This is a genomic window from Methylophilus rhizosphaerae (assembly GCF_900100975.1).
Taxonomy (GTDB): Bacteria; Pseudomonadota; Gammaproteobacteria; order Burkholderiales; family Methylophilaceae; genus Methylophilus; species Methylophilus rhizosphaerae.
Genome location: NZ_FNFX01000003.1, coordinates 506,922 through 530,639, shown reverse-complemented (window position 1 = coordinate 530,639; position 23,718 = coordinate 506,922). Strand labels below are relative to the sequence as shown.

General features: G+C 52.5%; 21 protein-coding genes and 1 tRNA gene. 3 read left to right on the top strand and 19 right to left on the bottom strand.

Annotated features, from left to right (window positions below; all coding sequences use genetic code 11):
• Window positions 1-132: 132 nt before the first annotated feature.
• The 12 genes from BLP53_RS09480 to BLP53_RS09425 form a co-directional block, all read right to left on the bottom strand.
• A tRNA-Met gene (locus tag BLP53_RS09480) sits at window positions 133-209 on the bottom strand.
• A 75-nt stretch (window positions 210-284) separates the two neighbouring features.
• On the bottom strand, window positions 285-2,018 hold the full coding sequence (gene msbA / locus BLP53_RS09475) for a lipid A export permease/ATP-binding protein MsbA (RefSeq protein ID WP_091471892.1): 1,734 nt from the start codon (window positions 2,016-2,018) through the stop codon (window positions 285-287).
• Between the two features lie 19 nt (window positions 2,019-2,037).
• Window positions 2,038-2,193 carry a hypothetical protein gene (locus tag BLP53_RS13660; RefSeq protein WP_176755246.1) on the bottom strand — a complete coding sequence of 52 codons (156 nt, stop codon included), beginning with the start codon at window positions 2,191-2,193 and terminating at the stop codon, window positions 2,038-2,040.
• Between the two features lie 25 nt (window positions 2,194-2,218).
• On the bottom strand, window positions 2,219-3,283 hold the full coding sequence (locus tag BLP53_RS09470; protein WP_091471891.1) for a glycosyltransferase: 1,065 nt from the start codon (window positions 3,281-3,283) through the stop codon (window positions 2,219-2,221).
• Window positions 3,276-4,394, bottom strand: a complete 1,119-nt coding sequence (locus tag BLP53_RS09465; protein WP_091471890.1) for a glycosyltransferase family 9 protein — start codon at window positions 4,392-4,394, stop codon at window positions 3,276-3,278. Before BLP53_RS09465 ends, BLP53_RS09470 begins: the two co-directional genes overlap by 8 nt.
• Window positions 4,378-5,637: an O-antigen ligase family protein gene (locus BLP53_RS09460; protein WP_245652766.1), complete on the bottom strand. Its 1,260-nt coding sequence runs from the start codon at window positions 5,635-5,637 to the stop codon at window positions 4,378-4,380. The genes BLP53_RS09465 and BLP53_RS09460 overlap by 17 nt, the downstream gene beginning before the upstream one ends.
• On the bottom strand, window positions 5,634-6,761 hold the full coding sequence (locus BLP53_RS09455) for a glycosyltransferase (RefSeq protein WP_091471889.1): 1,128 nt from the start codon (window positions 6,759-6,761) through the stop codon (window positions 5,634-5,636). Before BLP53_RS09455 ends, BLP53_RS09460 begins: the two co-directional genes overlap by 4 nt.
• Window positions 6,762-6,778: 17 nt before the next feature.
• Window positions 6,779-7,747, bottom strand: a complete 969-nt coding sequence (locus tag BLP53_RS09450; protein ID WP_091471888.1) for a mitochondrial fission ELM1 family protein — start codon at window positions 7,745-7,747, stop codon at window positions 6,779-6,781.
• A gap of 201 nt (window positions 7,748-7,948) precedes the next feature.
• Window positions 7,949-8,701, bottom strand: coding sequence for a DUF4197 domain-containing protein (locus BLP53_RS09445; RefSeq protein WP_091471887.1), 753 nt, complete (start codon window positions 8,699-8,701; stop codon window positions 7,949-7,951).
• A 101-nt stretch (window positions 8,702-8,802) separates the two neighbouring features.
• Window positions 8,803-11,304, bottom strand: coding sequence for a glycogen/starch/alpha-glucan phosphorylase (locus BLP53_RS09440; RefSeq protein WP_091471886.1), 2,502 nt, complete (start codon window positions 11,302-11,304; stop codon window positions 8,803-8,805).
• A 274-nt stretch (window positions 11,305-11,578) separates the two neighbouring features.
• Window positions 11,579-13,492 carry a molecular chaperone HtpG gene (htpG, locus tag BLP53_RS09430; RefSeq protein WP_091471884.1) on the bottom strand — a complete coding sequence of 638 codons (1,914 nt, stop codon included), beginning with the start codon at window positions 13,490-13,492 and terminating at the stop codon, window positions 11,579-11,581.
• A gap of 244 nt (window positions 13,493-13,736) precedes the next feature.
• Window positions 13,737-14,435 (bottom strand): hypothetical protein, encoded by a 699-nt coding sequence (locus BLP53_RS09425; RefSeq protein WP_245652764.1) that lies wholly within the window; start codon window positions 14,433-14,435, stop codon window positions 13,737-13,739.
• A gap of 193 nt (window positions 14,436-14,628) precedes the next feature.
• Between BLP53_RS09425 and BLP53_RS09420 the strand changes: the two genes are divergently transcribed.
• Window positions 14,629-14,901, top strand: coding sequence for a hypothetical protein (locus tag BLP53_RS09420; RefSeq protein ID WP_176755245.1), 273 nt, complete (start codon window positions 14,629-14,631; stop codon window positions 14,899-14,901).
• 18 nt (window positions 14,902-14,919) lie between these two features.
• Window positions 14,920-16,401 carry an exopolyphosphatase gene (gene ppx, locus BLP53_RS09415; RefSeq protein WP_091471883.1) on the top strand — a complete coding sequence of 494 codons (1,482 nt, stop codon included), beginning with the start codon at window positions 14,920-14,922 and terminating at the stop codon, window positions 16,399-16,401.
• A gap of 95 nt (window positions 16,402-16,496) precedes the next feature.
• On the opposite strand, the gene BLP53_RS09410 is transcribed toward ppx, so the two are convergent.
• Window positions 16,497-16,742, bottom strand: a complete 246-nt coding sequence (locus BLP53_RS09410; RefSeq protein ID WP_091471882.1) for a hypothetical protein — start codon at window positions 16,740-16,742, stop codon at window positions 16,497-16,499.
• 49 nt (window positions 16,743-16,791) lie between these two features.
• On the bottom strand, window positions 16,792-17,412 hold the full coding sequence (locus BLP53_RS09405) for a ParA family protein (protein WP_091471881.1): 621 nt from the start codon (window positions 17,410-17,412) through the stop codon (window positions 16,792-16,794).
• 142 nt (window positions 17,413-17,554) lie between these two features.
• Here BLP53_RS09405 and BLP53_RS09400 point away from each other — a divergent pair, with 142 nt between their 5' ends.
• A complete protein-coding gene (locus BLP53_RS09400; protein WP_091471880.1) occupies window positions 17,555-17,995 on the top strand; it encodes a hypothetical protein in 441 nt (146 codons plus the stop codon).
• A 75-nt stretch (window positions 17,996-18,070) separates the two neighbouring features.
• On the opposite strand, the gene BLP53_RS09395 is transcribed toward BLP53_RS09400, so the two are convergent.
• From BLP53_RS09395 to BLP53_RS09375, 5 genes are all read right to left on the bottom strand, one after another.
• Window positions 18,071-18,535 (bottom strand): SixA phosphatase family protein, encoded by a 465-nt coding sequence (locus BLP53_RS09395; protein ID WP_091471879.1) that lies wholly within the window; start codon window positions 18,533-18,535, stop codon window positions 18,071-18,073.
• 8 nt (window positions 18,536-18,543) lie between these two features.
• On the bottom strand, window positions 18,544-20,589 hold the full coding sequence (ppk1, locus tag BLP53_RS09390) for a polyphosphate kinase 1 (RefSeq protein ID WP_091471878.1): 2,046 nt from the start codon (window positions 20,587-20,589) through the stop codon (window positions 18,544-18,546).
• Between the two features lie 93 nt (window positions 20,590-20,682).
• A complete protein-coding gene (tpiA, locus tag BLP53_RS09385) occupies window positions 20,683-21,510 on the bottom strand; it encodes a triose-phosphate isomerase (protein ID WP_091471877.1) in 828 nt (275 codons plus the stop codon).
• A 124-nt stretch (window positions 21,511-21,634) separates the two neighbouring features.
• Window positions 21,635-22,669: a class II fructose-bisphosphate aldolase gene (gene fba, locus BLP53_RS09380; protein WP_091471876.1), complete on the bottom strand. Its 1,035-nt coding sequence runs from the start codon at window positions 22,667-22,669 to the stop codon at window positions 21,635-21,637.
• A 9-nt stretch (window positions 22,670-22,678) separates the two neighbouring features.
• Window positions 22,679-23,656, bottom strand: coding sequence for a class 1 fructose-bisphosphatase (locus BLP53_RS09375; protein ID WP_091471875.1), 978 nt, complete (start codon window positions 23,654-23,656; stop codon window positions 22,679-22,681).
• Window positions 23,657-23,718: the final 62 nt, after the last annotated feature.

The window sequence follows — 23,718 nt, the reverse complement described above, 5'->3', positions numbered from 1 at the left end:
AAAGAACAGGGCCTTAAAGGCCTTTCGCTTAGCATTTCGTGAACCACGAAACTCAAGCGAAGCGCGCATTATACAGAGGTTTTTAACTCGGTCAAGCATCAAATCCATTTAATTTTTAAACGTATTTCTGCTTGGTTGCGGGAACAGGATTTGAACCTGTGACCTTCGGGTTATGAGCCCGACGAGCTGCCAGACTGCTCCATCCCGCGTCCGAATCGACTAGTAAAACTTGTGTTGCGTCGAGAGGTGAGACTATAGCAAAGTTGCAAAAACCATGTCAACAGTTATTTGCTGATTGCATGCATATTGTAGAGTGCGGCATATTTGCCCTCAGCCTGCATGAGTTGCTCGTGCATGCCCTCTTCCGCGATTTGACCCTGCTCCATCACAATAATTCGGCTGGCATGTTGTATGGTGGTCAGGCGGTGGGCAATCATGATGGTAGTTTTGCCAAGCATCAATTGATTTAAAGCAGCTTGTACTTTATGTTCGGATTCATTATCCAGCGCCGAAGTGGCTTCATCCAGAATCAGGATAGGTGCATTCTTGAGCATGGCACGTGCAATCGACAGGCGCTGGCGCTGGCCACCGGACAGGCGTAGCCCCCGATCACCAATATGCGTATCCAGTTGCTGTGGCAGCTTCTCGATGAATTCCCAGGCATAAGCTGCTTTTGCCGCAGCGATAACTTCTGCTTTAGATACGCCACGCAAGCTACCATAAGCAATATTGTTATAGACAGTATCGTTAAACAGTACGGTATCCTGACTCACCAGCGCAAACTGCTGCCGTAAATGCGGCAATGCCAACTGCTGAACGTTGATGCCATTTATAGTAATACTGCCGTGCTGTATTTCATGAAAGCGCGGCAACAGGTGTACCAATGTGGATTTTCCGCCGCCAGACATACCCACCAGCGCAATACTCTCACCAGCCTGAATGGTCAGATTCAGATTGTTTAATGCGGCATGTTGCCCATAAGGATATTTAAAGGCGACATTCTGGAATTGAATCTCTTCGATTGGCTGTCGCAACACCAATTTACCCTGATTTATTTCTGCTGGCGTATCCAGCACGGCAAACACACTCTGGCAGGCACTTACCGCAATTTGCACATCCTCATTCACAGAAGCAATCGCCTTCACTGGACCAATAAGCATGAGCAAGGCACCGATAAACGCGGCGAATTCACCGGCAGTAAACTGGCCAGCGGAATAATAGATCACCAATCCCAGCGCAATTGCCGCCAGCATCTCGACAAACATACTGTTGAGTCCGGAAATACGGCCCAGCCTCACCATCATTTGCCGGTTCCGGGCCACAATACTGCTGAAACGCCGGTATTCATAAACTTCACCGTTAAAGACCTTCACCACACGCTGGCCACTGGCAGCCTCTTCAATCACTTGTGTCATGTCTGACATACTGGCCTGCACCTGTTTGCCGGAGTTGCGCAGTTTGGGCGTCATTCTTTTCAGGTAGCGCGTAATGAGGGGTGCCAGCATCAAAAATACCAGGGTGAGTTTCCAGTCCAGATATAACATGTAAGCCACAATGCCGATGATGGTCAGGCTGTCGCGGATGGAGGAAATAATGACTTTGGTCACGGCACTATAAAGTTGCTCGCAATCAAAGGTCATTTTGGTGGTGATATTGGCAATGGCATGCTGGTCAAAAAAACTGGCAGGCAGCATGAGCATATGACCAAACACATGATTGCGCACATCTTCGATCACGCGCCGCCCGACAATACGCATCAGGTAGCTGGAGCCGAAGCCGGCCAACGCCCGTACAAATAGTAAGCCGCACAACATGGCAGCCAGGTAAATGCGCGAGTTATTGTGTGCCTGACTGACAAAACCTTCATCCGTGACATGCTTGATTGTGCTCAGGAAGCCGGTATTACTGGCAGAGAGAAGCAACAGGCAACACAGCGCCATGGCAAACGTCAGCCAATAAGGCTTGAGATAAGCCATGAGTCTGGCCAGTTGCGTGTAAGTACTTTGCATATTGTTCATTCTGATGGTTTGCCCCTGGTCATGGCGCCACAGAGAGCTGGTCACTGCTGACATCTGGCAATCCCATCACATAGCAGTAATCTATGCGCCCGGCAGAATGTTGCGTATGCAGTGCGACCAGTACCTGTGTCGTCATCACCGTATTACGAAAATTGGGCAGGATAATCATAAGCATGCAAGATAAAATCATGTCGAATTGTTTACGCCTGCCCGGCAGACAGGCCCATCGAAGCTAACGCAGCCAGCAATTGCTGTTGCAGTTTTACTTCAGAAAAATAAGTGTCGTATACCGCACGGGCGGGTGACCGTTGCTCGCGTGAGCAAGAAGCCCATTGCGCGACTGCCTGCGCCAGCGCAACCGGGTTAGCCGCCTCAATTTGCACTAAACCACCCTTTAAGAGACGGCTATCCTCTGTGGGATAGGCCAGACTGGTGCGCGTAATCACGGGACGTGCACACGCCAGTGCCTGGAACACTTTATTGGGAATCACTTGTGAAGATTTTTGCGAGTCACCGAATACACCCAGCACAATATCCGCTTGCGCAATACGACGGGGCAGCTGTGCATAAGGCACACTGGATTCGAAGCTGACGTTAGTCAAACCGGCTGCCTGCTGCTGGGCAGAAGCTTTTGCTGACCCCTCCCCCAGCAATACCCATTGAATATGCGGCTGACCGGCAAGCAGCCTGGCCGCCTCAATCACCGTGTTCACACCATGCAAGGCAATGAAACTGCCATAAAATAATACCTCTACCGGCCCTGAAGGCTGTTTCACAACAGCTAAAGGAGCAAATAATGGCTGTTCGGCCCCCACATACACACATGCTGTTTTTGCCGGCTCCAACTTGAAACGCTGGATAAACATTTGCCGCTGCGGTTCGGTATCCAGCAACACCATGTCCACCGCTTGCAGCCACCGGATTTCACGCGCAAGCCATCGCTGTGCAGCAGCACTTCCTGCCGCATATTTCCGGCGCTCATAAACCCGCTTTTGCCAGGCGCTGATCAAAGGATCGAATAAAACAGGAATATGCTTTTGTCGCGCCCAGCGGGTGGCAGCGACGACATCCCGGTGCCTGAAACACGGCACCCATACCAGATCCGCCAGTGGCAAACCAATCAAGTGTGCCTCTATATCAGCCAGGGCGCTGATGTGCGGTGAAAAATCAATGAGCTCATATCCCAGTGACTGCAGTAACTGCCGGCAAATACGATTCCTGGAATAGTTGAGGTCAGAATGTCCCCACCAGATCACTTTAGGCATTCTGTGCTCTCGAAACAGGCAAATACGGCAGCAGTTGCGACGGTAATAACTGGCCCATGCAGGAATGATGGCTACATTGTTTGGCGTAACAATTCTTGCAGGGAATATCCAGCTGCAGCGCAAGTACATGCGCCCCTGGAGGCTTCACCCGCAGAGGATTGGTCGGGCCGCAGATCACAGTCATGGCTGTACTGGTAGCCGCAGCCAGATGCGCGGTGCCAGTATCATTTGCCACAATATATTTGGCATGTGAACAAATCACAGGCACTTCGAGCAGGCTGGTTTGCCCACACAGATTCACCACGCACCGCGGATACTGGCTGGCAATCGCCAGGCATTCTTCAGCCTCATCCCGGCCACCCAGCAATACCACACGTTCGCCTTGCCGGGCGCAATGTTCAACCAAAGTGGCATAGTGCGCAGCCCCCCAGCGCTTGGTAAGCCCACCGGCATGACTGCCGCATAGAAAAACCGCAAACGACCCCGTTGCTAACCCATGCTGTGCCAGCAGCGCTGCGGCAGCCGCTACTGTCACTGGAGCAATATTGAGTTTGGGGCTGCGCGTACGTAACGGAATCCCGGCAGAAAGCAGCGTTTGCTGCATGATCTGGAAACTATGTGCCTGCGGTAACTCCTGCCGCTGCCTGATGGTGTAAGGAAAACACGGATGATTGCCCAGCAACAAAGGCGCTGCCTGACCTATCAGCCTGAGCATGGCCAGTAAACTGCGGCTTTTATCGTTGGTTTGCAAATCAATTACCAGGTCATATTGCATAGCCGCCACCTCAGCCAGCCACTGCCGATAGGCGCGCCAGCGCCCTGGCCGTTGCTGCAGGTTGACACACCAGACCCGGCTGAATCTTGGGTCGTGATCAAACAGCGACTGCCAGGCCGGCATGGTGTTCAGGTGCAACTCGGCATGCGGGAAAGCGAGCGAGATATCTTCCATGATCGCGGTACTGATCACGATATCGCCCATGCCGCCCCATTTGATGATCAGGATACGCTTGATGGCAGGATTGCGCGGCAGGTCGCTAATAATGGCGTGATCCAGTGTGGCGCTGAAACAATCCATATCCTGGTATTGCATGAGTTTAGGCTGCGGTGTCATGACTGCCCCGCTCAAGGCTGGCAACAAAAGCACAGGCAAGCAACATCAGTACCGGGAACCACCAGGGCACCAGCATCGGCTGTGTGGTATTGAGTGGAAAGTAAATCACCAGCAATGGCAATGCATACGGCCAGGCCTGCTGCTGGCAAGCCGGGCCTGCCTGCCTGAACCAGCGCACGCATAACCCTATGATCGCCACCAGGCCCAGGCCACCGACTATGCCGGTTTCTGCCAGCCACTCGACATATATATTATGGCTATGGGTGGGATTCATGACAAAAGGATCTTCTACCCGGCTGGCATATTGCTTGTAGGCACGCTTGTAATTATTGCTGCCTATGCCGGTCACAGGCTCCGCCTGCCACATATGCAGGCCAGTCTCCCATAAGTTTAGGCGGTAACTCAGGGCGTGATTGGCACGATCAAACCATGACTGGTTATTTGCTGTGAGGGATTGCGTCGCCTCCAGCTTGCTTTTTGCCAGTTGAGGATTTAGCAGACTGGAAAATGTTGCCACCAGCAGTGGTAAAGACAGGGCAATTAACCAGGCTTTCCAGTCCGGCCGGCGACGCCATAAACCTAACAGTAATATTAAGCCGTAGATATAGAGATAGCCGCGTGCGCCGGACAGCGTCACCACCACACCGGCACCCAGCAATATGCCCCAGGCAAGCCAGGCGTGCCTGGCCTGCAAGTAATAGAAAATGGCCGGTAACACCGCCAGCATCAGGATACCCTGGTGCAAGTCCGTGAACATGCCGGTGATACGCCCTTCCGGCGTTTTGGCAATGCCCAGCAAGTCCGTCCCAAGCAGGTATTGAATCCCACTGTCCAACAACCACACCGCCACTATCCAGCTCAGCCCGCGTACCAGCAGGTTTCTATATAAGGGTTGTTGCAACAGTACGACCAGGACAAGCCCCGCCAGGTACATCAGGCTAAACCAACCAATCGCAGCGAGCGTGGCTGGCGTCGAAAACGCATGCAGCAATGACAGCCACATGGGCAGCCACAACAGCAGAAACACGCTAGTCCAGCGGCGTACAGCCCGCTGTTTACTCAAGGCTGGCAACATCGTCAACAACCACCAACAGCCCACTATTGCCAGCAACAGTGTCGGCAACCTCGCGCCACCGGAAAAAGGGCTCCAGCCTATAATCATCACAGCAAAAAACAAGCAAGCCCAGGCCAGATAACGTGGCACGGCAAGACCGGCCGATGACAGTGAGTGCACACCTGTCATGAGGCTCCCTGCCCGGCATCCGCCATCACTGCCTGATAGACTTCCAGTGTTCGCTGCTGCATCACTTGCAATGAAAATTGCGTATTCGGCGTTACCTCGGGCGGATGCTCCAGCCAGTTCAAGGTCAGCATGGCCGCTTCTGCCACATTACCTACCTGTACCGCGCCTTCCGGCAATAATGCCGCCAGTTGCTCTGCCACACCACCGTGCTGATAGCCAATCACAGGGATGCCCAGGCTTAATGCCTCCACGGTGGTGCGACCAAAGGCTTCGGGTTCGGTAGCCAAGGAATACACAATACTGGCCATGGACATAATCTGTTTGACGTCCTTGCGATATCCGGTCAGCGTAACGCTGTCAGCCAGTCCGGCCTGGTGAATCTTCTGCTGCAACGTGCGGGCAAATGCCTGCTTGTCAGATGCAATCTCCCCCACCAGCAAGGCATGCACATCTTTATATTGCCGGCAGACAATACGCAGCATATCAACAAACGCTGCCGCCCCTTTCCAGCGCGATAGCCTGGCGGACAACAACAGCAAGCGCTTGCCACGGGTCTGGGGATATTCCGCATACCAGGCCTGTTGCCAAGCGGCATCCGGCTGGTAATCAGGTGTGTACTGTGACGTATCCACCCCGCGGTAAATCAGTTGCAATTTGCCCGCCTCTACGTGGTAAGCCTTTTGGACATAGTCTTGTATCGTTTTCGAAATCACAATTACGCGTTCGCCGCACGTCATGATCCGGCTATAGCAGCCTGGACGGTAATAGCCATGTACGGTACTGACCAGATGTGGCCGATGTTCAGGCGACATGCCTTTCCATGCCAGGTAAACCACCCATGCCGGAAAACGCGAGCGCACATGCACGATATCCACCTGTTCGCGCCGCCACAGTTCACGCAATTGGGGAATCAGTAAAAGCGTCAGCAGCGATTTGCGTCCGACAGGCCAGCCAATATGCGTGCTACCTGCAGCTTCCAGCTCGGCCACCATACGCCCACCGGCGGACATCACAAGCGAACGGTGCCCCTGGGCAACCAGGTGTGCAGCTATTTCCAGCGTGCCCCGTTCCACCCCGCCCGACTGCAGGGCAGGTAGTACCTGTAATACGGTTAACTTGCGCAAAACAAAAATCAGGAAGCTTAGCTAAGTCGTGACACCAGGCGACGGCCGGCATGGACACCGCTAAAATAGGCCAGTAACGCATCACTGCACCGGCTGGCCTCATTGAAACCCAGTACCGGATGCATGGTCTGGCGGTATAAACCATAAGGATCATACCGGGTCACCAGTTGGCGGTCGATTAATGTCTCCATGCCCCGGCTGACCCGGCTTTTGCTTTTTGCCGGCAGGTTGATCAGGCCGACCGCCACTTGTGCTGTGAGGGCTTCATACACCATGGATACGGAATCTTCAGTTACCCAGGCAGTTCCGACCTGGGCCAGTTTAGTTTGCACCCAATCCTTACCGGTCTCGGCAATAGGAACAATGGCCAGATTGGCCAGCTTGATGCGCTGCATGGCGGAGACAAAAGTATCTGGTGTGCGTCTGGAAGTGGTCAGCACAAAATTGATTTCTGTATGCTTGCGCACCAGGTCATACACTTGCGCAATCACGCCCAGTTCATCCCAGTGGAAATGCTTGCTGGGACCACCGATCATGATCAGCACGGTATTGCTGTCTTTGGTGACTGCACTGACAGGCTGGATATGATTAATGACGCCGCGTGTCTCAATAAAACTGGAGAAACCGCGATATTGGTCATGTTCGGGAATCAGGCAGACATCAAATAATTCGGCAGGCAGGCTGGGTTGCATCATGCACACCGTTTTGCCACCATAAGTGCGTTTGGCTGCCAGCATATGGCCGTGCGTGGCATGCCCAGCGCCAACAATCATGTCGGGTTCAGGCAAATCTTTACCGGCTGGCCACACGCCACCAAGAAAATACAGCCAGCCCGGGCCAGGACGGGCGACTGGTACGTCCACCACCTTGACTGGCAGCCGTTGCTGCATGGCATTCACCAACCCCAGTGACTGGTGTTCATGACCAGGTTTTCCGTCCAGCAGGCGCCAGACCACTAAAGCATTGCTTGTATGATGATTGAGCATGGAATATGACCGTTTTAATATCGACAGGTCATATCTTGCGCCGCTTTTCTTGAGGGAAACTTAAACCTTGCCTAAGCTTCGCCGGACTCTAACCTGCCATCATGTGCAGGTTAGAGGGGAATCATGACAAAATCATTAAAGTAAAAAGAAACAATTATGTTTCAGAGCCACCTGGCGATGGCAAGAAAGGTAAAGGCTTAGTTATTTGACGGCGCCAAACACTTTCTTGAGCAAGCTGCTGGCCTGGCCCATGGGGTCCTGGCGAATCGCGGCCTCTTCCTTGGCAATCATGAGGTAAACACCATCCAGTGCTTTTTGTGTGACGTACTGGTTGATATTGGCATCTTCTTTTTTAATCACACCGAACTTGCTACCCATTTCCGCATATTTGTTATACGTATCTGCCAGTTTTACATTGGCCGTTGCCTGTTGCACGATAGGCAGGAATTTGGCAGCCATGTCTGTCGAGGTGGTTTTCTTGAAATACTGTGTCGCGGCATCCTGTGGGCCGGTCAGGATATTCTTGGCATCGGTCAGGCTCATTTGCTTGACGGAATTGACCAGCAAGGTTTTGGCTTCCGGCACGGCTTGTTCCGCTGCACGGTTCATTTTCAGGACCAGCTCATCCGCCTGGCTGCCCATGCCCACCATGCGCATGCCTTTTTCGATTTTCTGTAATGAATCCGGCAACGGGATTTTGACATCCTTATTGCCCATAAAACCATCGGTGGCGCCCAGCATATCCACCGCTTTGGCAACGCCCTGGTTCAGTGCCAGTTTCAGGCCATCGCTGGTTTCCTGGTCGCTGAGGTTACTCACAGCAGCGCTATTACTACTGCTGGCAGAAGAGCTGCCACTGACTTTACTCACTGCATCCGTCAGACTTTTAAGATCCAGCGCTTGTGCATCCGCACACAGCAAGCCAATTGATAATATCCACGCAATTTTTTTCATGATTTTTCCCATCTAACAAACCGGTAACAAGCGAAAGTAGTGTACCCATAAAGCACAAAGCAAGTCCAGAAGGACTTGCTTTGTATGATGCTTAAAGCATATCAGGCTTTGAACGGGGAAACTTTCCAGATGCGGCTAGCATATTCGCCTATGGTACGGTCGCTGGAAAATTTGGCCATGCGTGCCATATTCAGGATGGCCATGCGAGACCAGGCCTCTTCATCCCGGTATAGCGCCGCGACTTTTTCCTGGGTCGCTACATAATCGGCATAATCTGCCAGTAGCAGATACTGGTCACCCTTTTGCAGCAAGGTGTCCACAATCGCCTGGTAGCGAGCTGGATCTCCCACGGAGAAGAATCCACTGCCTATCATATCAATGACCTGTTTCAGCTCGGCATTGCCATGATAGTAATCCCACGGGTTATAACCGCCGGTTTTCAGCTTTGTCACTTCTGCCGTGGTCAGACCGAAAATAAAGATATTTTCGTCGCCGACTTCCTCCTTGATTTCCACGTTGGCACCATCCAGGGTACCTATGGTCAGCGCGCCATTCAGCGCCATTTTCATGTTCCCGGTGCCACTGGCTTCGGTGCCAGCGGTAGAAATCTGCTCGGACAGGTCAGCGCCCGGAAATAAAATTTCGGCGGCACTGACTTCATAATTAGGGTAGAACACGACTTTCAGCTGGTCACCCACGACAGGATCATTATTAATGATTGCTGCCACATCATTAATCAGGCGGATAATCTGCTTGGCCAGCCAGTAACCCGGCGCAGCCTTACCGGCAAAAATCACCACCCGTGGCGTATGCAGCGTTGCCTGCCCGCTACGAATACGGTTATACAGCGTAATCACATGCAACACATTCAACAACTGGCGCTTGTATTCATGGATACGTTTGATCTGCACATCGAACATGGCTTGCGGATTGATCACCACCCCGGTTTTCTGCAGGATTTTGTATGCCAGCCGCTGTTTGTTGGCGGCTTTCACGTCACGGAACGCCTGCCTGAACGCGGCATTATCTGCCAGGGGTTCACTATGCTTAATCAGGCTCAGGTCTTTCTGAAAGCCACCGCCTATATGTTGCGTCAACAACTCAGTCAATAACGGGTTCGCCTGGTTCAACCAGCGACGTGGCGTAATGCCATTAGTGACATTGGTAAACTTGCCCGGGAAAATCCTGTTGAAATCGGCGAACAGGGTGGTTTTCAATAACTCGCTGTGCAAGGCTGCGACGCCGTTCACGGTATGACTGCCAATGACGGCCAGGTGCGCCATACGCACCCGGCGTCCATGGGTTTCATCAATGATGGATACTCGGCGTAACAAATCACAGTCACCGGGGAAATGCTGATTAACCATCTGCAGGAAACGGTGGTTGATTTCGTAAATGATTTCAAGGTGCCGTGGCAACAGGGTAGCAAACAACTCTACCGACCAGCTTTCCAGCGCTTCCGGCATCAGGGTGTGATTGGTGTAGGCGAATATCTGCGTGACCAGTTTCCACGCCCTGTCCCAGGCCAGGTGGTAATGATCTATCAGTTGATACATCATTTCAGCCACCGCAATGGCAGGATGGGTATCATTCAGCTGGATGGCAGCCTTATCCGGCAAAGTATCCCAGTCAGAGTTGTAATTGGTAAAGCGGTGCAGAATATCCTGGATAGACGCAGACACAAAAAAATACTGCTGCTTGAGGCGTAATTCCTTACCTGATTCGGAAGCATCGTTGGGATACAGCACCTGGGAAATGGTTTCTGCGCCATGCCGCCCTTCGACGGATTTTTCATAATTGCCCTGGTTAAAGTGCAGCAAATCAAATTCCTTGGCCGCTTTGGCCGACCACAGGCGCAGGTTGTTCACGGTCTGGGTGCCATAACCGGGGACTGGCACATCATATGGCATGGCCACCACGCTCTCGGTTTCTATCCAGTGGTGCTCGGTGCCATGATCGGTATGCACCTGCACCACGCGGCCATAAAACTTCACTTCACAGGTATGCTCCGGCCGCTGGATTTCCCAGATATTCTGGTAGCGCAGCCAGTTATCCGGATTTTCGACCTGCTGGCCTTCTTCGATGGTTTGGCGAAACATGCCATAGTCATAGCGAATGCCGTAACCGGTGGCAGGAATATCCATGGTGGCCATGGAATCAACAAAACAGGCGGCGAGCCGGCCCAGGCCACCATTGCCCAGCGCGGCATCCGGCTCCATCTCGACCACGCCTTCCATCTGCTGGCCGATCTCCTGCAAGCCCGTGCTTAATTCCGGTGCAATGCCCAGGTTCAGGGCGGCATTGGCCAGCATGCGACCAATCAGGAACTCCAGGGAAAGATAGTAGACACGCTTGGTATTGGCTTCACGATAAGCATCGCGGGTATTCACCCAGCGGCTCATCAAATGGTCGCGCACCGTAAAGGCCGCGGTCTGGTACCAATCGCGCGAAGTGGCCCAGGAATCGGACTTGCCCAAGGAAAACGTGAGGTGGTTACGCAAGGCTTGCGGGATAGGTAACTGCTCAAGGAGAAACGTATCCACGGCCTGAAAATTGTCCGGTTTTCCGGCTCTTTTTCGTGTTCTTTTCACATCAGTGCTCATGCCTCTTCCCCTGAATATTGATAAGAAATTTGCTTTATCTCGATAAAAGCAAGAAACAAGCCCCGGCAACATACCCTGGCCTTGCAATCGTCAGACATGGAAAGAAATACAAAATTCATGCTGTCTTTGCATTATATGCCAGCCCGCAAGTCAGCAACATGACAGTCATTGCCAGTTGGCATTGGCCGGATCATCTTAACCCTCCTGAAAAGCCCCTCCTAAAGAAACAAAAAGCCCGCTTACGAGCGGGCTGTAAACTTGCGGGAAGCGTTGTTTAAAGAATCAGGCTATTCATACGCTTCACAAAGCTGGCCGGATCTTCCAGTTGGCCGCCTTCTGCCAGCAAAGCCTGGTCAAACAACACATGCGCATAATCGGCGAACCTGGCATCATCACTTTCGGCCTTGAGTTTTTCTACCAGTCGATGCGCAGGATTAATTTCCAGGACAGGTTTGCTATCTGGTGCTTTCTGGCCCGCAGCCTTCAAGATACGCGCCAGGTTACCGGACAAATCGTGTTCACCTGCCACCAGGCAAGCTGGGGAGTCGGTCAAGCGATGGGTGACTTTCACGTCTTTTACAGCTTCGCCTAATGCCGCCTTCACTCGCTCTACCAGGTCTTTGGCGCTTTCCTCCACCTGCTTTTGCGCTTCTTTATCTGCCTCGTCTTCCAGCTTGCCTAAGTCCAGATCGCCTTTGGCGATGGACTGCAGTTTCTTGCCTTCAAACTCGGTCAGGCTGCCCAGCAACCACTCATCTACCTTGTCGGACATCAGCAATACTTCAATGCCTTTTTTGCGGAAGATTTCCAGGTGTGGCGAATTCTTGGCCGCAGCAAAGGTATCGGCCGTGATGTAATAAATCGCTTCCTGCTCAGGCTTCATGCGCTCAATGTAAGCCTTGAGCGAAACGTTTTGCACTTCGGTATCTGCATGGGTAGATGCAAAACGCAGCAAACCGGCAATCTTGTCTTTATTGGCAAAGTCTTCGCCCGGGCCTTCTTTCAGCACACGGCCAAATTCATTCCAGAACCTGGCATACTCTTCCGGTTTGTTTTCGGCGATATCTTCAAGCAATCCCAGCACTTTCTTCACCGAGCCATTTTTAATCGCTTCCACATCACGGCTGTCTTGCAGGATTTCGCGTGACACGTTCAACGGCAAATCAGCAGAATCAATCACACCGCGCACAAAGCGCAGATACTGCGGCATCAATTTTTCCGCATCTTCCATAATGAACACGCGTTTCACATACAGCTTGATGCCCTGGCGACGTTCGCGGTCATACAAGTCAAATGGCGCTTTGGATGGCACATACAACAGCGAAATATATTCCTGCTTGCCCTCTACGCGGCTATGCGTGTAGGCCAGTGGATTCTCAAAATCATGCGAGACGTGCTTGTAAAACTCGTTGTACTCTTCTTCGGAAATATCGCTCTTGCTGCGCGCCCACAAGGCTGATGCCGTGTTGATGGTTTCGTCTTCATCCGTCGTGACCATCTGGCCGCCTTCACCATTTTCGCCCTCTTTCCATTCGGACTTTTTCATCACGATAGGCAAGGTGATATGGTCGGAATATTTGCGGACGATGGTTTTCAGTTTCCAGTCATTGAGAAACTCATCTTCATTTTCGCGCAGATGCAAAATCACTTCGGTACCACGACCCTCTTTTTCGGTAGTTTCAATCGTGAAATCCCCTTCACCACTGGATTCCCATTTGATCGCTTCGGCTTCACCAGCACGACGCGTAATCAAGGTCACTTTGTCGGCAATGATAAAACTGGAATAAAACCCCACGCCGAACTGGCCGATCAGGTTGGCATCTTTGGCCTGGTCACCGGTCAGGTTCTGGAAGAACTCCTTGGTGCCGGATTTGGCAATGGTGCCGATGTTGTTGATTACCTCTTCACGGCGCATACCGATCCCATTGTCAGCAATGGTCAAGGTGCGGGCGTCCTTGTCAAAGGACACGCGAATCTTCAGTTCACTGTCATTTTCATACAAACTATCATTGGAAATTGCCTCGAAACGCAACTTATCCGCTGCATCGGATGCATTGGAAATCAACTCGCGCAAGACAATTTCTTTATTGCTGTAGAGCGAATGGATCATCAATTGCAATAACTGTTTGACCTCGGCCTGAAAGCCCATGGTTTGTTTAGATTGCGATTCTGCGGTCGCTGTCGTCATAACGGTTCCTCCAAAAACGGGATTAAACACAAAAATTTACGTTTAGATGGGGAAGGAAAAACCGTTTTTCAAGAGGGGATTTTTCTTCATCGCTGAGGGAGGTTAAAACGGCTTGGATTCGTTTGTTCAAATAAAACTGAATAAATAGATTTAACGTTGGGCGATTTTAATAAACTGTTTATTTCGCCTGTAGGCGAAATAAATCGCTACATCAAAAACACAAACACCCACCCATAAAATACGCTTATGGTGTCCACCTAATCCCCACCGACAACCACTGCGTCTGCCTATCCCCATTCACCTGCTGCCCAATCGTGCCATCAATCTGAAACACTTCCGGAACCAGTGAATAGCGCACACCCAGTTGATAAAACGGATTTTGCGTATTATCGCCAAACACTTCGGCGATACCTTTAAACGCACCGCCGAGCTTGAACTCCGTCCCCAAGCCCATGCTGGCTTTGGTACGTGATTCATCCTTATCCCGCAACATCCCCACATTCAAATGCACAACCACATCATCATCGCGCATGGAAAAAGACACCGGGACATAAAAATAAGTATTGCCCAATTGGTTAGGTCCTGGCTGGATATCAGGATGCATGACCCGGCCTACGGCCAAACCCCAGCCCCAGTCATTGGTTTCCAGCGGTTTGAATAAAGTCTTGAATTGCACTATCCAGTCTTCGGTCCGATAGTGTTCATCCTGATTACGGTACACACCTCCACCCAGGGTGACTTCAAAATTTTCACCCAGGTTACATGCGGGCAACGCCCACATTTCCCGCCCGCCTTCATAGGCGCGCACCCAGCTTTCCAACTGGCAGCTATGGGCATTGGTCAGGCGCGCGTCATCGGTGACCAGCGGGCGTGCAGCATACACGTTGTATGGCAACCACAACGTTGATAGCAGGCTGATAGAGATGAGGATTGGAGTTTTCATTTTTTTGATTTTTATTTTAATTTCAAGCCATGACAGTTTAATGAAATCGCCGGTTTTCATGCATGCGCTTTTTATATCAGTTTTTGCCTTACATTTCTTTCACGTCATATTTCTTTCACTGGCCTCTGTCATCATAACGATTTATACTGTTTGCGGGGCTTGCTTGGGAAGGCAATGGGGGACGGAGACGATCATGGCGAATATTGAAGTGACTGAAACCAGTCCTAATTCTTTTTCTGTCACTGTGCATGGGTCGCAAGTCACCACGCACCAGGTCAGCGTCAAACCGGATTATGCGCAACCGTTGTTGAGCAAATCGCAGACCATCACCGAACTGGTGACAGCGTCTTTTGGCTTCCTGCTCGACCGCGAGTCTAATACCAGTATTCTGAGAAGTTTTGATTTGAGTGTCATTGAACGTTATTTTCCCGAATACCCCCAAGCCATTTCACGTTATCTGAAGTAATTTCTCCAGTGTTATCGCATGCTAACTATTACCCATGACACCCAACTCGCCGCTGTAGATCTAGGTTCCAACAGTTTCCGCCTCGAAATTGGCCGTGTCGTCGACGGGCAAATCCTGCGGGTTGATTATTTGAAAGAGGCCGTACGCCAGGGCGGCGACCTTGATGAGGATCGCAACCTGAAACCGGAAGCCTTTGAACGTGGCCTGAAATGCCTGGCCCGGTTTGGCGAGCGCTTAAAGGGTTTTCCTGCCGAGCAGGTGCGTGCCGTGGCGACACAAACCCTGCGGGAAGCCGTCAACAGCGATGACTTTATCAGGCAGGCACAGAAAATCCTGGGATATCCGATCGAAATTATTTCCGGTGTGGAAGAAGCGCGCCTGATTTACCAGGGCGTCAGCCGCATGTTATCGCAATCAGATGAAAAACGCCTGGTGATTGATATTGGTGGGCGATCGACCGAATTTATCCTTGGGCAGCATTTCAAGGCCAATACCACTGAATCCTTGCGGCTGGGTTCGGTTGGCTGGTCACAAAAATATTTTGCCGACGGCCAGTTAAGCGAGCGTAATTTTGAACGTGCAGAAATCGCTGCTGAATCTATCATCGACATGATAGGCAACCGCTATGCCAGCAATCAGTGGGAAGTCGCTTACGGCGCTTCCGGCACGGTAGGCGCGGTGGCGGATGTGCTGGCTGGCGCCGGGTTTCCGGCAGACAAAATCGAACGTGAACAACTGGACTGGCTCAAGCAAACCCTGATCAAAGCTAAAACCCCGGAACGGCTGACCATGGAAGGCCTCAAGGAAGACCGGCGTGCCGTGATCGGTGGTGGGCTGGCCGTGCTGACAGCAGTGTTTGATACACTGGGTATCCAGACCATGCATGTGGCTTATGGCGCATTACGGCACGGCGTGTTGTATGACATGCTGAGCCCGGAGCATGCGACTGAGGATTTACGTTCCGCCTCCATCGCGCGGCTGTGCAAACAATTCAGTGTGGATATGGAGCATGCGCAGAATGTCAGCAAAGTTGCCCTGTATTTTTATGATGCGATGCAAGCCAGTGATACTCATAAACCGCTATTGCAATGGGCGGCGCTGTGTCACGAAATCGGCTGGCTGATTTCACATACCGACTGTAACAAACATGGTGCCTATATTCTGGAAAACACGGAGCTGATGGGCTTTGCCCAAAGCGAACTGCACACCATCAGCCTGCTGGTCATGGGCCACCAGGGCAAGTTACGCAAGCTGGCGGCCGATTTTGATAACCAGAACCTGGTCTGCCAGTTAATGGCCTTGCGGCTGGCCGTTATTTTCTGCCATTCGCGACGCATGCCTGCCATCAAGCATCTGCAATTGGCACGCCATAAACAGCAATTCACGCTGACCTTCCCGGCACAATGGGAAACCCAGCACCCGCAAACCCGTTACTTGCTGGAAGAAGAATGCCAGCTATGGCAGAAACTGGGCTGGCAACTGGAAACACGCCAGGCCTGATACCGGCGACATACCAGCAATAACGGGCCGTCACAGGCCCGTTATTGTTTGCAACATGCGAGACACCAACAGTGCGCTGAAGCGCGCATGGCCTATCAATCTTTTTTCTTTTTCTCGCGTTTTTCGTCTTCTTCGCGCAGTTTGGTCATTTTTTCGCGCCACTCCTGTAACTGCTCTTCTTCGATCTCCAGTTGCAGGGCAAGTGCTTCTTCCTGCGTCAGTTTCTCCTTGATAAAACGTTTCGGCAGCTTGCCGCCCATGCGTGACAGGATACGCTCCGCCTCATCCGTACTCAACTGTTTTACCCTTTCCAGATAAACTGGATTTACCTTGTCTTTCATACGACTCCCTTTAGGCTTACTGTATAACACCTGTCAGCACAGGTATTGTTTAACTGTTCTGCAGAATCCAGTCAGTGACCGGGTTCCACTGTGCAATATCCACGTCTTTCAGCGAATGTGATAAATCAAAAATACTCAGGCCTTCTTCTGCTGCGGTCACGTATATCTGCGAAGAGCGCAACAACGACAGCACTGCAAAACCGGATTCATCCATGAAGGTCAGCAAACGCTCGGCAGATTTGGTACGTGGCATCACGCGCATCCCGACCAACCCCACAAACGTCTTCTGTTTGCGGATGGCTTTTTCTTCAGCCAGCAATGCCAGGAAATCCTGGGTCGCACCAATATCAAAGGCCGAAGGCGCAATAGGCACCAGCACCAGGTCGGCATCAGCCACTGCATCCGAAATTTTCCGGTCACGCAATCCACCCGGTGAATCAGTCACTACCCAGTCCGCCTTTTGCAATGCGGATTTGCCAAGGGCATCTGCATTGAATACGGGCGCCACATGGGGAGGGCGCCGCGCCAGCCAGGCCGCAGAAGACTGTTGCCGGTCGATATCTTCCAGCACGATTTTATGTCCCAATTGTGCCAGATAGCCGGCAAGATTCGTGCTTAGCGTCGTTTTGCCGCTACCGCCTTTGGTATTCGCTACCAATACCCTGCGCATCTCATGCTCCCTGATTAAAGGTGCTCAATTCTGTCATGGAAAACAGCCTCTATGACACCACACAAATGTGAAATTTTTATGACAATTGACGCAAACAAAAAACGGTATAAACTGTTTTCACACCTAATCCGAGGAGAATGAAATGTCCACCAAACCGGCCGTCAAAACTACGGCAAAGAACAAACCCGCCACGACAACAGCAGCAACCCCTGCTGCCAGCAAACCAGTGGCGGCCAAGCCTGTTGCCAAAGCCCCAGCCACCAGGGCAGCGGTGAAGAAACCTGCTGCAGCCCCGCTTAAAAAGGCGGCAGCGGCAACAAAACCTGTCAGCAAACCTGTCACACCTGCGGACAAGCCAAAAACCGCCAAAATCAAAATGGAACGTGATAGTTTCACCATCCCCAAGGATGAGTATGCCCAGATTGCCATCCTGAAAAAACGCCTGGAGGCCCTGGGCAAACCGGTCAAGAAAAGCGAATTGTTGCGCGCAGGCTTGAAGCTGCTGGCCGCCATGAACGATAACGCCTTGCAAGCTGCCGTGATTGCCGTGCCCATCATCAAGACCGGCCGGCCAAAGAAATAATACGCGAATGCATTTTAAATAAATCAGCCTGGCACGCCACGTCGTCAGGCTGATTCACTTTGACAGATTGGGAAGCTATTCCACCAAATCGGGTGCCTGCACGCTGTACAGCTTGTATGGTGGGCCCGCTTTTGGCAGGCACAACCACCAGACGGCACCTTTCCTGATGCTCAATTGCTCATCTTCCCTACCCAGGCAGTGCGCCGCCAGCTCACCTATCCATGGCTGGTGCCCCACCAGCATCATGTGCTCAAACGGGCTTTGTGCCAATAATTGCAGAATCGGCGGCAAAGGGCGTTCGGGTGCCAGCCGGTTTTCGTCCTGCCAGTCCCCCCCCCAATAAGCGACCGTTTCACGCGTACGCAAAGCGGGGCTCGTCATCACATACGTTTGTTTAGGCAGATATTTCCTGAGCCAGGCTGCCATCTGCTTCGCCTGCTTGTGCCCTTTTTTGGTCAGTGCGCGCTCAAGGTCAGATTGCCCATGCAATAATACTTCCGCTTCAGCATGACGCCATAAAATCAGGTTACGTACCGGCATGACTAACCTTACAGAGAATGATATTGCGTTAACAACACCTGCTGGCAGGATTGCAATGTCGCATCCTCGGGGGCCAACTCGCGCAGGGCTTTGTACACCCCTTGCTCGGCCAGTGCCCAGCCATCCAGGTTGTCATCCAGGTATAGCTGCAAACCTTCCTGCATAATGCGCTGTTGCATCCCGGAATCGGTAACCGGCCAGGCCAGTTCCACGCGGCGCACCATATTGCGGCTCATCCAGTCTGCACTCGACAGCCACATATGCACCTGCCCATCCAGTTCAAAATAGAACACGCGGGAATGCTCAAGCAGGCGGCCAACAATGGAACGGACGCGAATGCGGCCTTTGATCGCAGGTAAATCTACCGGCAGGATGCAGGCACCGCGGATAATCAGGTCGATTTCCACACCGGCAGCCGCGGCCCTGATCAAGGCTTCAGTCAGCGGGACATCGGTCAGGGCGTTCATCTTGGCAATCACGCGTGCCGGTTTGCCTTGCCTGGCCAGGCGCTGGGCTTTTTCCAGTTGCCGGATCATGCTGGCATGCAGGGTAAACGGTGCCACCAGCAAATGCCGCATGCGTGGCAAGGGCAGTTCACTGGTCAGGTGGCGGAATACCGCTTCCATTTCCCTGGTCAGGTCAGCATTGGCAGTCAGCATGCTCCAGTCTGTATACATCTTGGTCGTTTTCGGGTTGTAGTTACCGGTCGATAAATGGCCATAGCGATGGATCACCTTGCCTTCACGGCGCATGATCAGCAACATCTTGGCATGCGTTTTCAGGCCGACCACGCCATACACCACTTGCGCACCCGTGGCTTCCAGTGCCTCGGCCCAGTTGATATTCGCCTCTTCATCAAAGCGCGCTTTCAGTTCGACGACAACCAATACTTCCTTGCCTCGCCGTACGGCGTCCTGCAGCAATAACAGCATGCGCGGATCCGCGCCAGTCCGGTAAATCGTCATGCGGATGGCGAGCACGTACTCATCTTTCACCGCCTCTTCCAGTAGCTGGATCACGACCTCAAAACTTTCAAAAGGCTGGTGGATCAGTAAATCCCGCTCACGCATTTGCGCCAGCAGCAGGATATTTTTATTGATATGTTGCGGCCATTGCGGCTGGAAAGGCACAAACTTGAGATGATCCCCTTTTGCCATATCCGGCAACTGAATCAGGCGTCCCAGGTTCACCGGGCCATTGACGCGATACAGCGCCAGCGCCGGCAAATTGAACTGCCTGAGCAGGAACTCCGCCAGCGCATCATCACATTCATGCGTGACCTCCAGACGTACCGCTTCACCATACTGGCGATGCGCCAGCTCTTCGCGCAAGGCCATGCGCAAATTGCTCATATCATCTTCATCCACCTCCAGGTCACTGTTACGCGTGACGCGAAACTGCGAAAAATGCAGAATCCTGGCACCATCAAACAGCACATGCAGATTGGCACGGATGATACTGGTCAATGACACAAAACATTGCTGGCCTTTGCTGATGGCGTGTGGCAATTGCACCAGGCGCGGCACCACACGTGGCACACGCACGATGGCAATTTTCTCTTCATGGCCAATCGCGATGCGCACGATAAAATTGAGTGACTTGTTTGCCACCTGCGGGAAAGGATGCGAAGGATCCAGCGAAACCGGCATCAAAAAAGGCAGCACTTCACGCTTGAAATAATTGGCGACCCAGGTCGTTTGCTCAGGCGTTCTCACCCCGCCGGATACTAGGTGCACGCCTTGCTCCGCCAACGCCGGCATCAGGGCATCATTAAACAGTTGGTACTGCTTTGCCACCAGTGTATGCGCCATACTGGCAATCTGCTCGCAGCTGTTAGCCGTGACAGGTCCGTGCATTACCCGTTGCTGGTGTGCTTCCATCTGCAAGGGCATGCGCACTTCAAAAAACTCGTCCAGATTATTGGAAACGATGCACAAAAAACGCAGGCGTTCGAGCAGCGGGTAGTCGTCACGTTGTGCCAGGGATAATACCCGGGCATTAAAACTCAGGATACTGAGGTCGCGATCCAGCAAAGCGGGAGAGGTTATTTTCATAGGACATTATTGTATCGCTTCGCCTGCGGCCTTTTGTGACAGTTTTGTGACATCACCATGATGCAAAAACAGGGGTTTATGCGGCAATATGGCTCACACAATGACTGCAGGCGCAGCCGCTTGCGCGTGCAATTGCCGTTGCTGTTGCCAGCAATGCGAGGCAATGCGGCAGGTATCAATAAAATCCTCTGCCACCAGGGCCGCACGGCCCAGCAGACCGCCATCAATATCCGGCATGCTGAGCAGGCTTTCCGCATTTTGAGGGGCCATGCTGCCACCATAAACAATGCGTATCTGCTCGGAAAACTCACGGTCACGCTCGGCGATCATCATGCGGATAAAGGCATGCATGCGTTGCGCCTGCTCAGGCGAAGCATGTTCACCGGTACCGATCGCCCAGACCGGCTCATAGGCAATCACCATATTGAGTTTTTTTGCCAGGGCAAACGCCTGGCTATCCAGGCCGTACACTACATTGAGCATCTGGTTGCGTACAATCAGCTCCGCCATGCCGCCATCGCGTTCATCCAGTGTTTCGCCGACACAGAAAATCGGCGTCAACCCGGCATGCAACGCATTCAATAACCGCTTGGTGGCGACCTGGTTACTTTCCAGTTTGAGCGCGCGGCGTTCGGAATGGCCGACAATGGTATAGGTGCAGCCAAACTCGGCCACCATCTGTGCCGAGATACAAGAAGTATAAGCACCTTCCGTAAATTGGCTGACATTTTGCGCACCCCAGGCAATCGTCGAATCCTGCAGTGCAGCTTGTGCCTGGTAAAGATAAACATACGGCAGGCAGACAGCCGCATCAACACCTTCAATATCGTGCAACTCCTGCTTGAGCCGGTTAAGCAGCGCCTGGTTTTCCAGCAGGCTGCCGTGTAACTTCCAGTTACCAATCACTAATTTCTTACGCATGATGTGGACCTTTCTATCATGCCCCTCGATGGATTGTTATAGGTATGAGTGAGCAAGTACATGGCAATTGCCACACAAAGTATTTCTTTATGGCAGCGCGATCTTGCAAGCGTTCCCTCATTTTTTAATAAATCGCCGCCATTTTTTCCAGTGAAATGACTTTAATCTTACCTGCCTGCCCGGCGCTGCCAAACGCTTCAAACCGCTCTTTACAGAGCTGTTGTGCCGCCGTAATCGCCTCCTTGAAATATTTGCGCGGATCAAATTCTTCCGGGTGTTCAACCAGATAAGCACGAATCGCCGCCGTCATTGCCAGGCGGATATCCGTATCAATATTCACCTTGCGCACGCCACTCTTGATGCCCTCCACAATCTGCGAAACAGGTACACCATAGGTTTCCTTGATATTGCCGCCATACTGCCGGATCTGCTCCAGCAAGGATTGCGGCACACTGGAAGAGCCGTGCATGACCAAGTGCGTATTAGGGATTTTGGCGTGGATTTCGCGGATGCGGTCAATGGATAAAGTATCGTCTGACGGCGGGCGCGTAAATTTATACGCACCGTGGCTGGTGCCAATCGCAATGGCCAGCGCATCGACTTTGGTCGCTTCAACAAACGCTGCTGCTTCGTCCGGGTCGGTCAGTAATTGCGACTCATGCAATTTGCCTGCCGCCCCGACGCCATCCTCTTCACCGGCCATTCCCGTTTCCAGCGAACCTAGTACGCCCAGCTCGCCCTCTACCGACACACCGACCGCATGCGCAAACTCCACTACGCGACGCGTCACCTCCACGTTGTAATCATAACTGGCAGGCGTTTTACCGTCTTCCCGTAGCGAACCATCCATCATCACGCTGGAAAACCCGCTGCGTATTGCCATCTGGCACACCTTGGGCGAGGCGCCATGATCCTGGTGCATGCAGATCGGGATATGCGGATATTGCTCGATCGCCGCTTCCACCATTTTACGCAGGAAAGATTCTCCGGCATAACCGCGCGCGCCGGCCGATGCCTGCAAAATCACCGGGCTATCGACTTCGTTCGCTGCTTTCATGATGGAGAGGATCTGCTCCATATTATTGATATTGAAGGCCGGCAGACCATAGCTGTGTTCAGCGGCGTGGTCGAGTAACTGCCTGAGAGAAATTAATGCCATGCAAAACTCCTATGCTTGTGCCTGCTGGTGATATTCACGCAAGCGCCGGATTTCCTGTGTGGATCCCATCAATACCGGGACACGCTGGTGACAGGCCGTTGGCTGTAACGCCAGAATATCATCAAGACCTTCTATGCTTGCGCCACCCGCCTGCGTTACCAGCAAACTCATCGGGTTGGCTTCATACAATAAGCGCAAACGCCCGGCTCTGGCGGGTTGCTTGCTGTCCCGCGGGTAAAGGAACACGCCGCCACGTGTCAGGATGCGGTGCACATCCATTACCATGCTGGCACACCAGCGCATATTGTAATCACGCCCGCGCAGGCCATCCGCACCTTGCAGGCACTCGTTGACATACCGCTGTACCGCAGGCTGCCAGTAACGCTGGTTACTGGCATTGATGGCGAATTCCGAGGTTTCTTCAGCCACCGCCAGGTTCTGCTGCGTCAATTCAAACGCCTGGCTGTCGTGATTCAGGGTAAATACATGCGTCCCCTGGCCCAGAGTCAGCACTAGCAAAGTGGCAGGGCCGTACATGATATAGGCCGCGGCACGCTGCAATTGCCCAGGCTGTAAAAAGGCCTGCTCGCCCTGGGTCGCTATACCAGTATTCGGCAACACGGAGAAAATACTGCCAACCACCCCATTGATCGCCAGATTGGAAGAACCATCCAAAGGGTCCATGCTGACCAGGAATGGTGCATCAACCGTCTCAAACAACACAGGCGATTCAGCCTCTTCGGACAGTACCGCAGCGACCACCGCAGAAGCACGCAGCTGCGCCAGCGCCAGTTCATGGCTGCGAATATCCAGTTGCATCTGGGTTTCTCCCTGCACATTGGTGCTGGCCGTTTTCTCGGTAACGCCTTGCAAGGCGCCCTGCCTGACCAGCTCGGCAATCTCAATGCCCGCCTGGGCCAGATGCCAGATCAGCACATTCAGGGCATGGTTGAGTGACACCTGTTTCAGAAATACGTCCAATTGCATGACAAATACCCTTGATCGATGAAACAACACTGGCAGCAAGAAACTTTAACTGAGGCGCGTTT

Coding starts and splice junctions, on each gene's coding strand:
- BLP53_RS09410 (WP_091471882.1), bottom strand. CDS start 16,742: ATGAAAGACAAGGTAAATCCAGTTTATCTGGAAAGGGTAAAACAGTTG.
- BLP53_RS09400 (WP_091471880.1), top strand. CDS start 17,555: ATGTCCACCAAACCGGCCGTCAAAACTACGGCAAAGAACAAACCCGCC.
- ppk1 (WP_091471878.1), bottom strand. CDS start 20,589: ATGAAAATAACCTCTCCCGCTTTGCTGGATCGCGACCTCAGTATCCTG.
- BLP53_RS09450 (WP_091471888.1), bottom strand. CDS start 7,747: ATGCTCAATCATCATACAAGCAATGCTTTAGTGGTCTGGCGCCTGCTG.
- BLP53_RS09445 (WP_091471887.1), bottom strand. CDS start 8,701: ATGAAAAAAATTGCGTGGATATTATCAATTGGCTTGCTGTGTGCGGAT.
- BLP53_RS09375 (WP_091471875.1), bottom strand. CDS start 23,656: ATGCAATTGGACGTATTTCTGAAACAGGTGTCACTCAACCATGCCCTG.
- BLP53_RS09440 (WP_091471886.1), bottom strand. CDS start 11,304: ATGAGCACTGATGTGAAAAGAACACGAAAAAGAGCCGGAAAACCGGAC.
- htpG (WP_091471884.1), bottom strand. CDS start 13,492: ATGACGACAGCGACCGCAGAATCGCAATCTAAACAAACCATGGGCTTT.
- BLP53_RS09405 (WP_091471881.1), bottom strand. CDS start 17,412: ATGCGCAGGGTATTGGTAGCGAATACCAAAGGCGGTAGCGGCAAAACG.
- tpiA (WP_091471877.1), bottom strand. CDS start 21,510: ATGCGTAAGAAATTAGTGATTGGTAACTGGAAGTTACACGGCAGCCTG.
- BLP53_RS09420 (WP_176755245.1), top strand. CDS start 14,629: ATGGCGAATATTGAAGTGACTGAAACCAGTCCTAATTCTTTTTCTGTC.
- BLP53_RS09425 (WP_245652764.1), bottom strand. CDS start 14,435: ATGAAAACTCCAATCCTCATCTCTATCAGCCTGCTATCAACGTTGTGG.
- BLP53_RS09395 (WP_091471879.1), bottom strand. CDS start 18,535: ATGCCGGTACGTAACCTGATTTTATGGCGTCATGCTGAAGCGGAAGTA.
- BLP53_RS13660 (WP_176755246.1), bottom strand. CDS start 2,193: ATGCTTATGATTATCCTGCCCAATTTTCGTAATACGGTGATGACGACA.
- msbA (WP_091471892.1), bottom strand. CDS start 2,018: ATGAACAATATGCAAAGTACTTACACGCAACTGGCCAGACTCATGGCT.
- BLP53_RS09470 (WP_091471891.1), bottom strand. CDS start 3,283: ATGCCTAAAGTGATCTGGTGGGGACATTCTGACCTCAACTATTCCAGG.
- fba (WP_091471876.1), bottom strand. CDS start 22,669: ATGGCATTAATTTCTCTCAGGCAGTTACTCGACCACGCCGCTGAACAC.
- BLP53_RS09465 (WP_091471890.1), bottom strand. CDS start 4,394: ATGACACCGCAGCCTAAACTCATGCAATACCAGGATATGGATTGTTTC.
- ppx (WP_091471883.1), top strand. CDS start 14,920: ATGCTAACTATTACCCATGACACCCAACTCGCCGCTGTAGATCTAGGT.
- BLP53_RS09460 (WP_245652766.1), bottom strand. CDS start 5,637: ATGACAGGTGTGCACTCACTGTCATCGGCCGGTCTTGCCGTGCCACGT.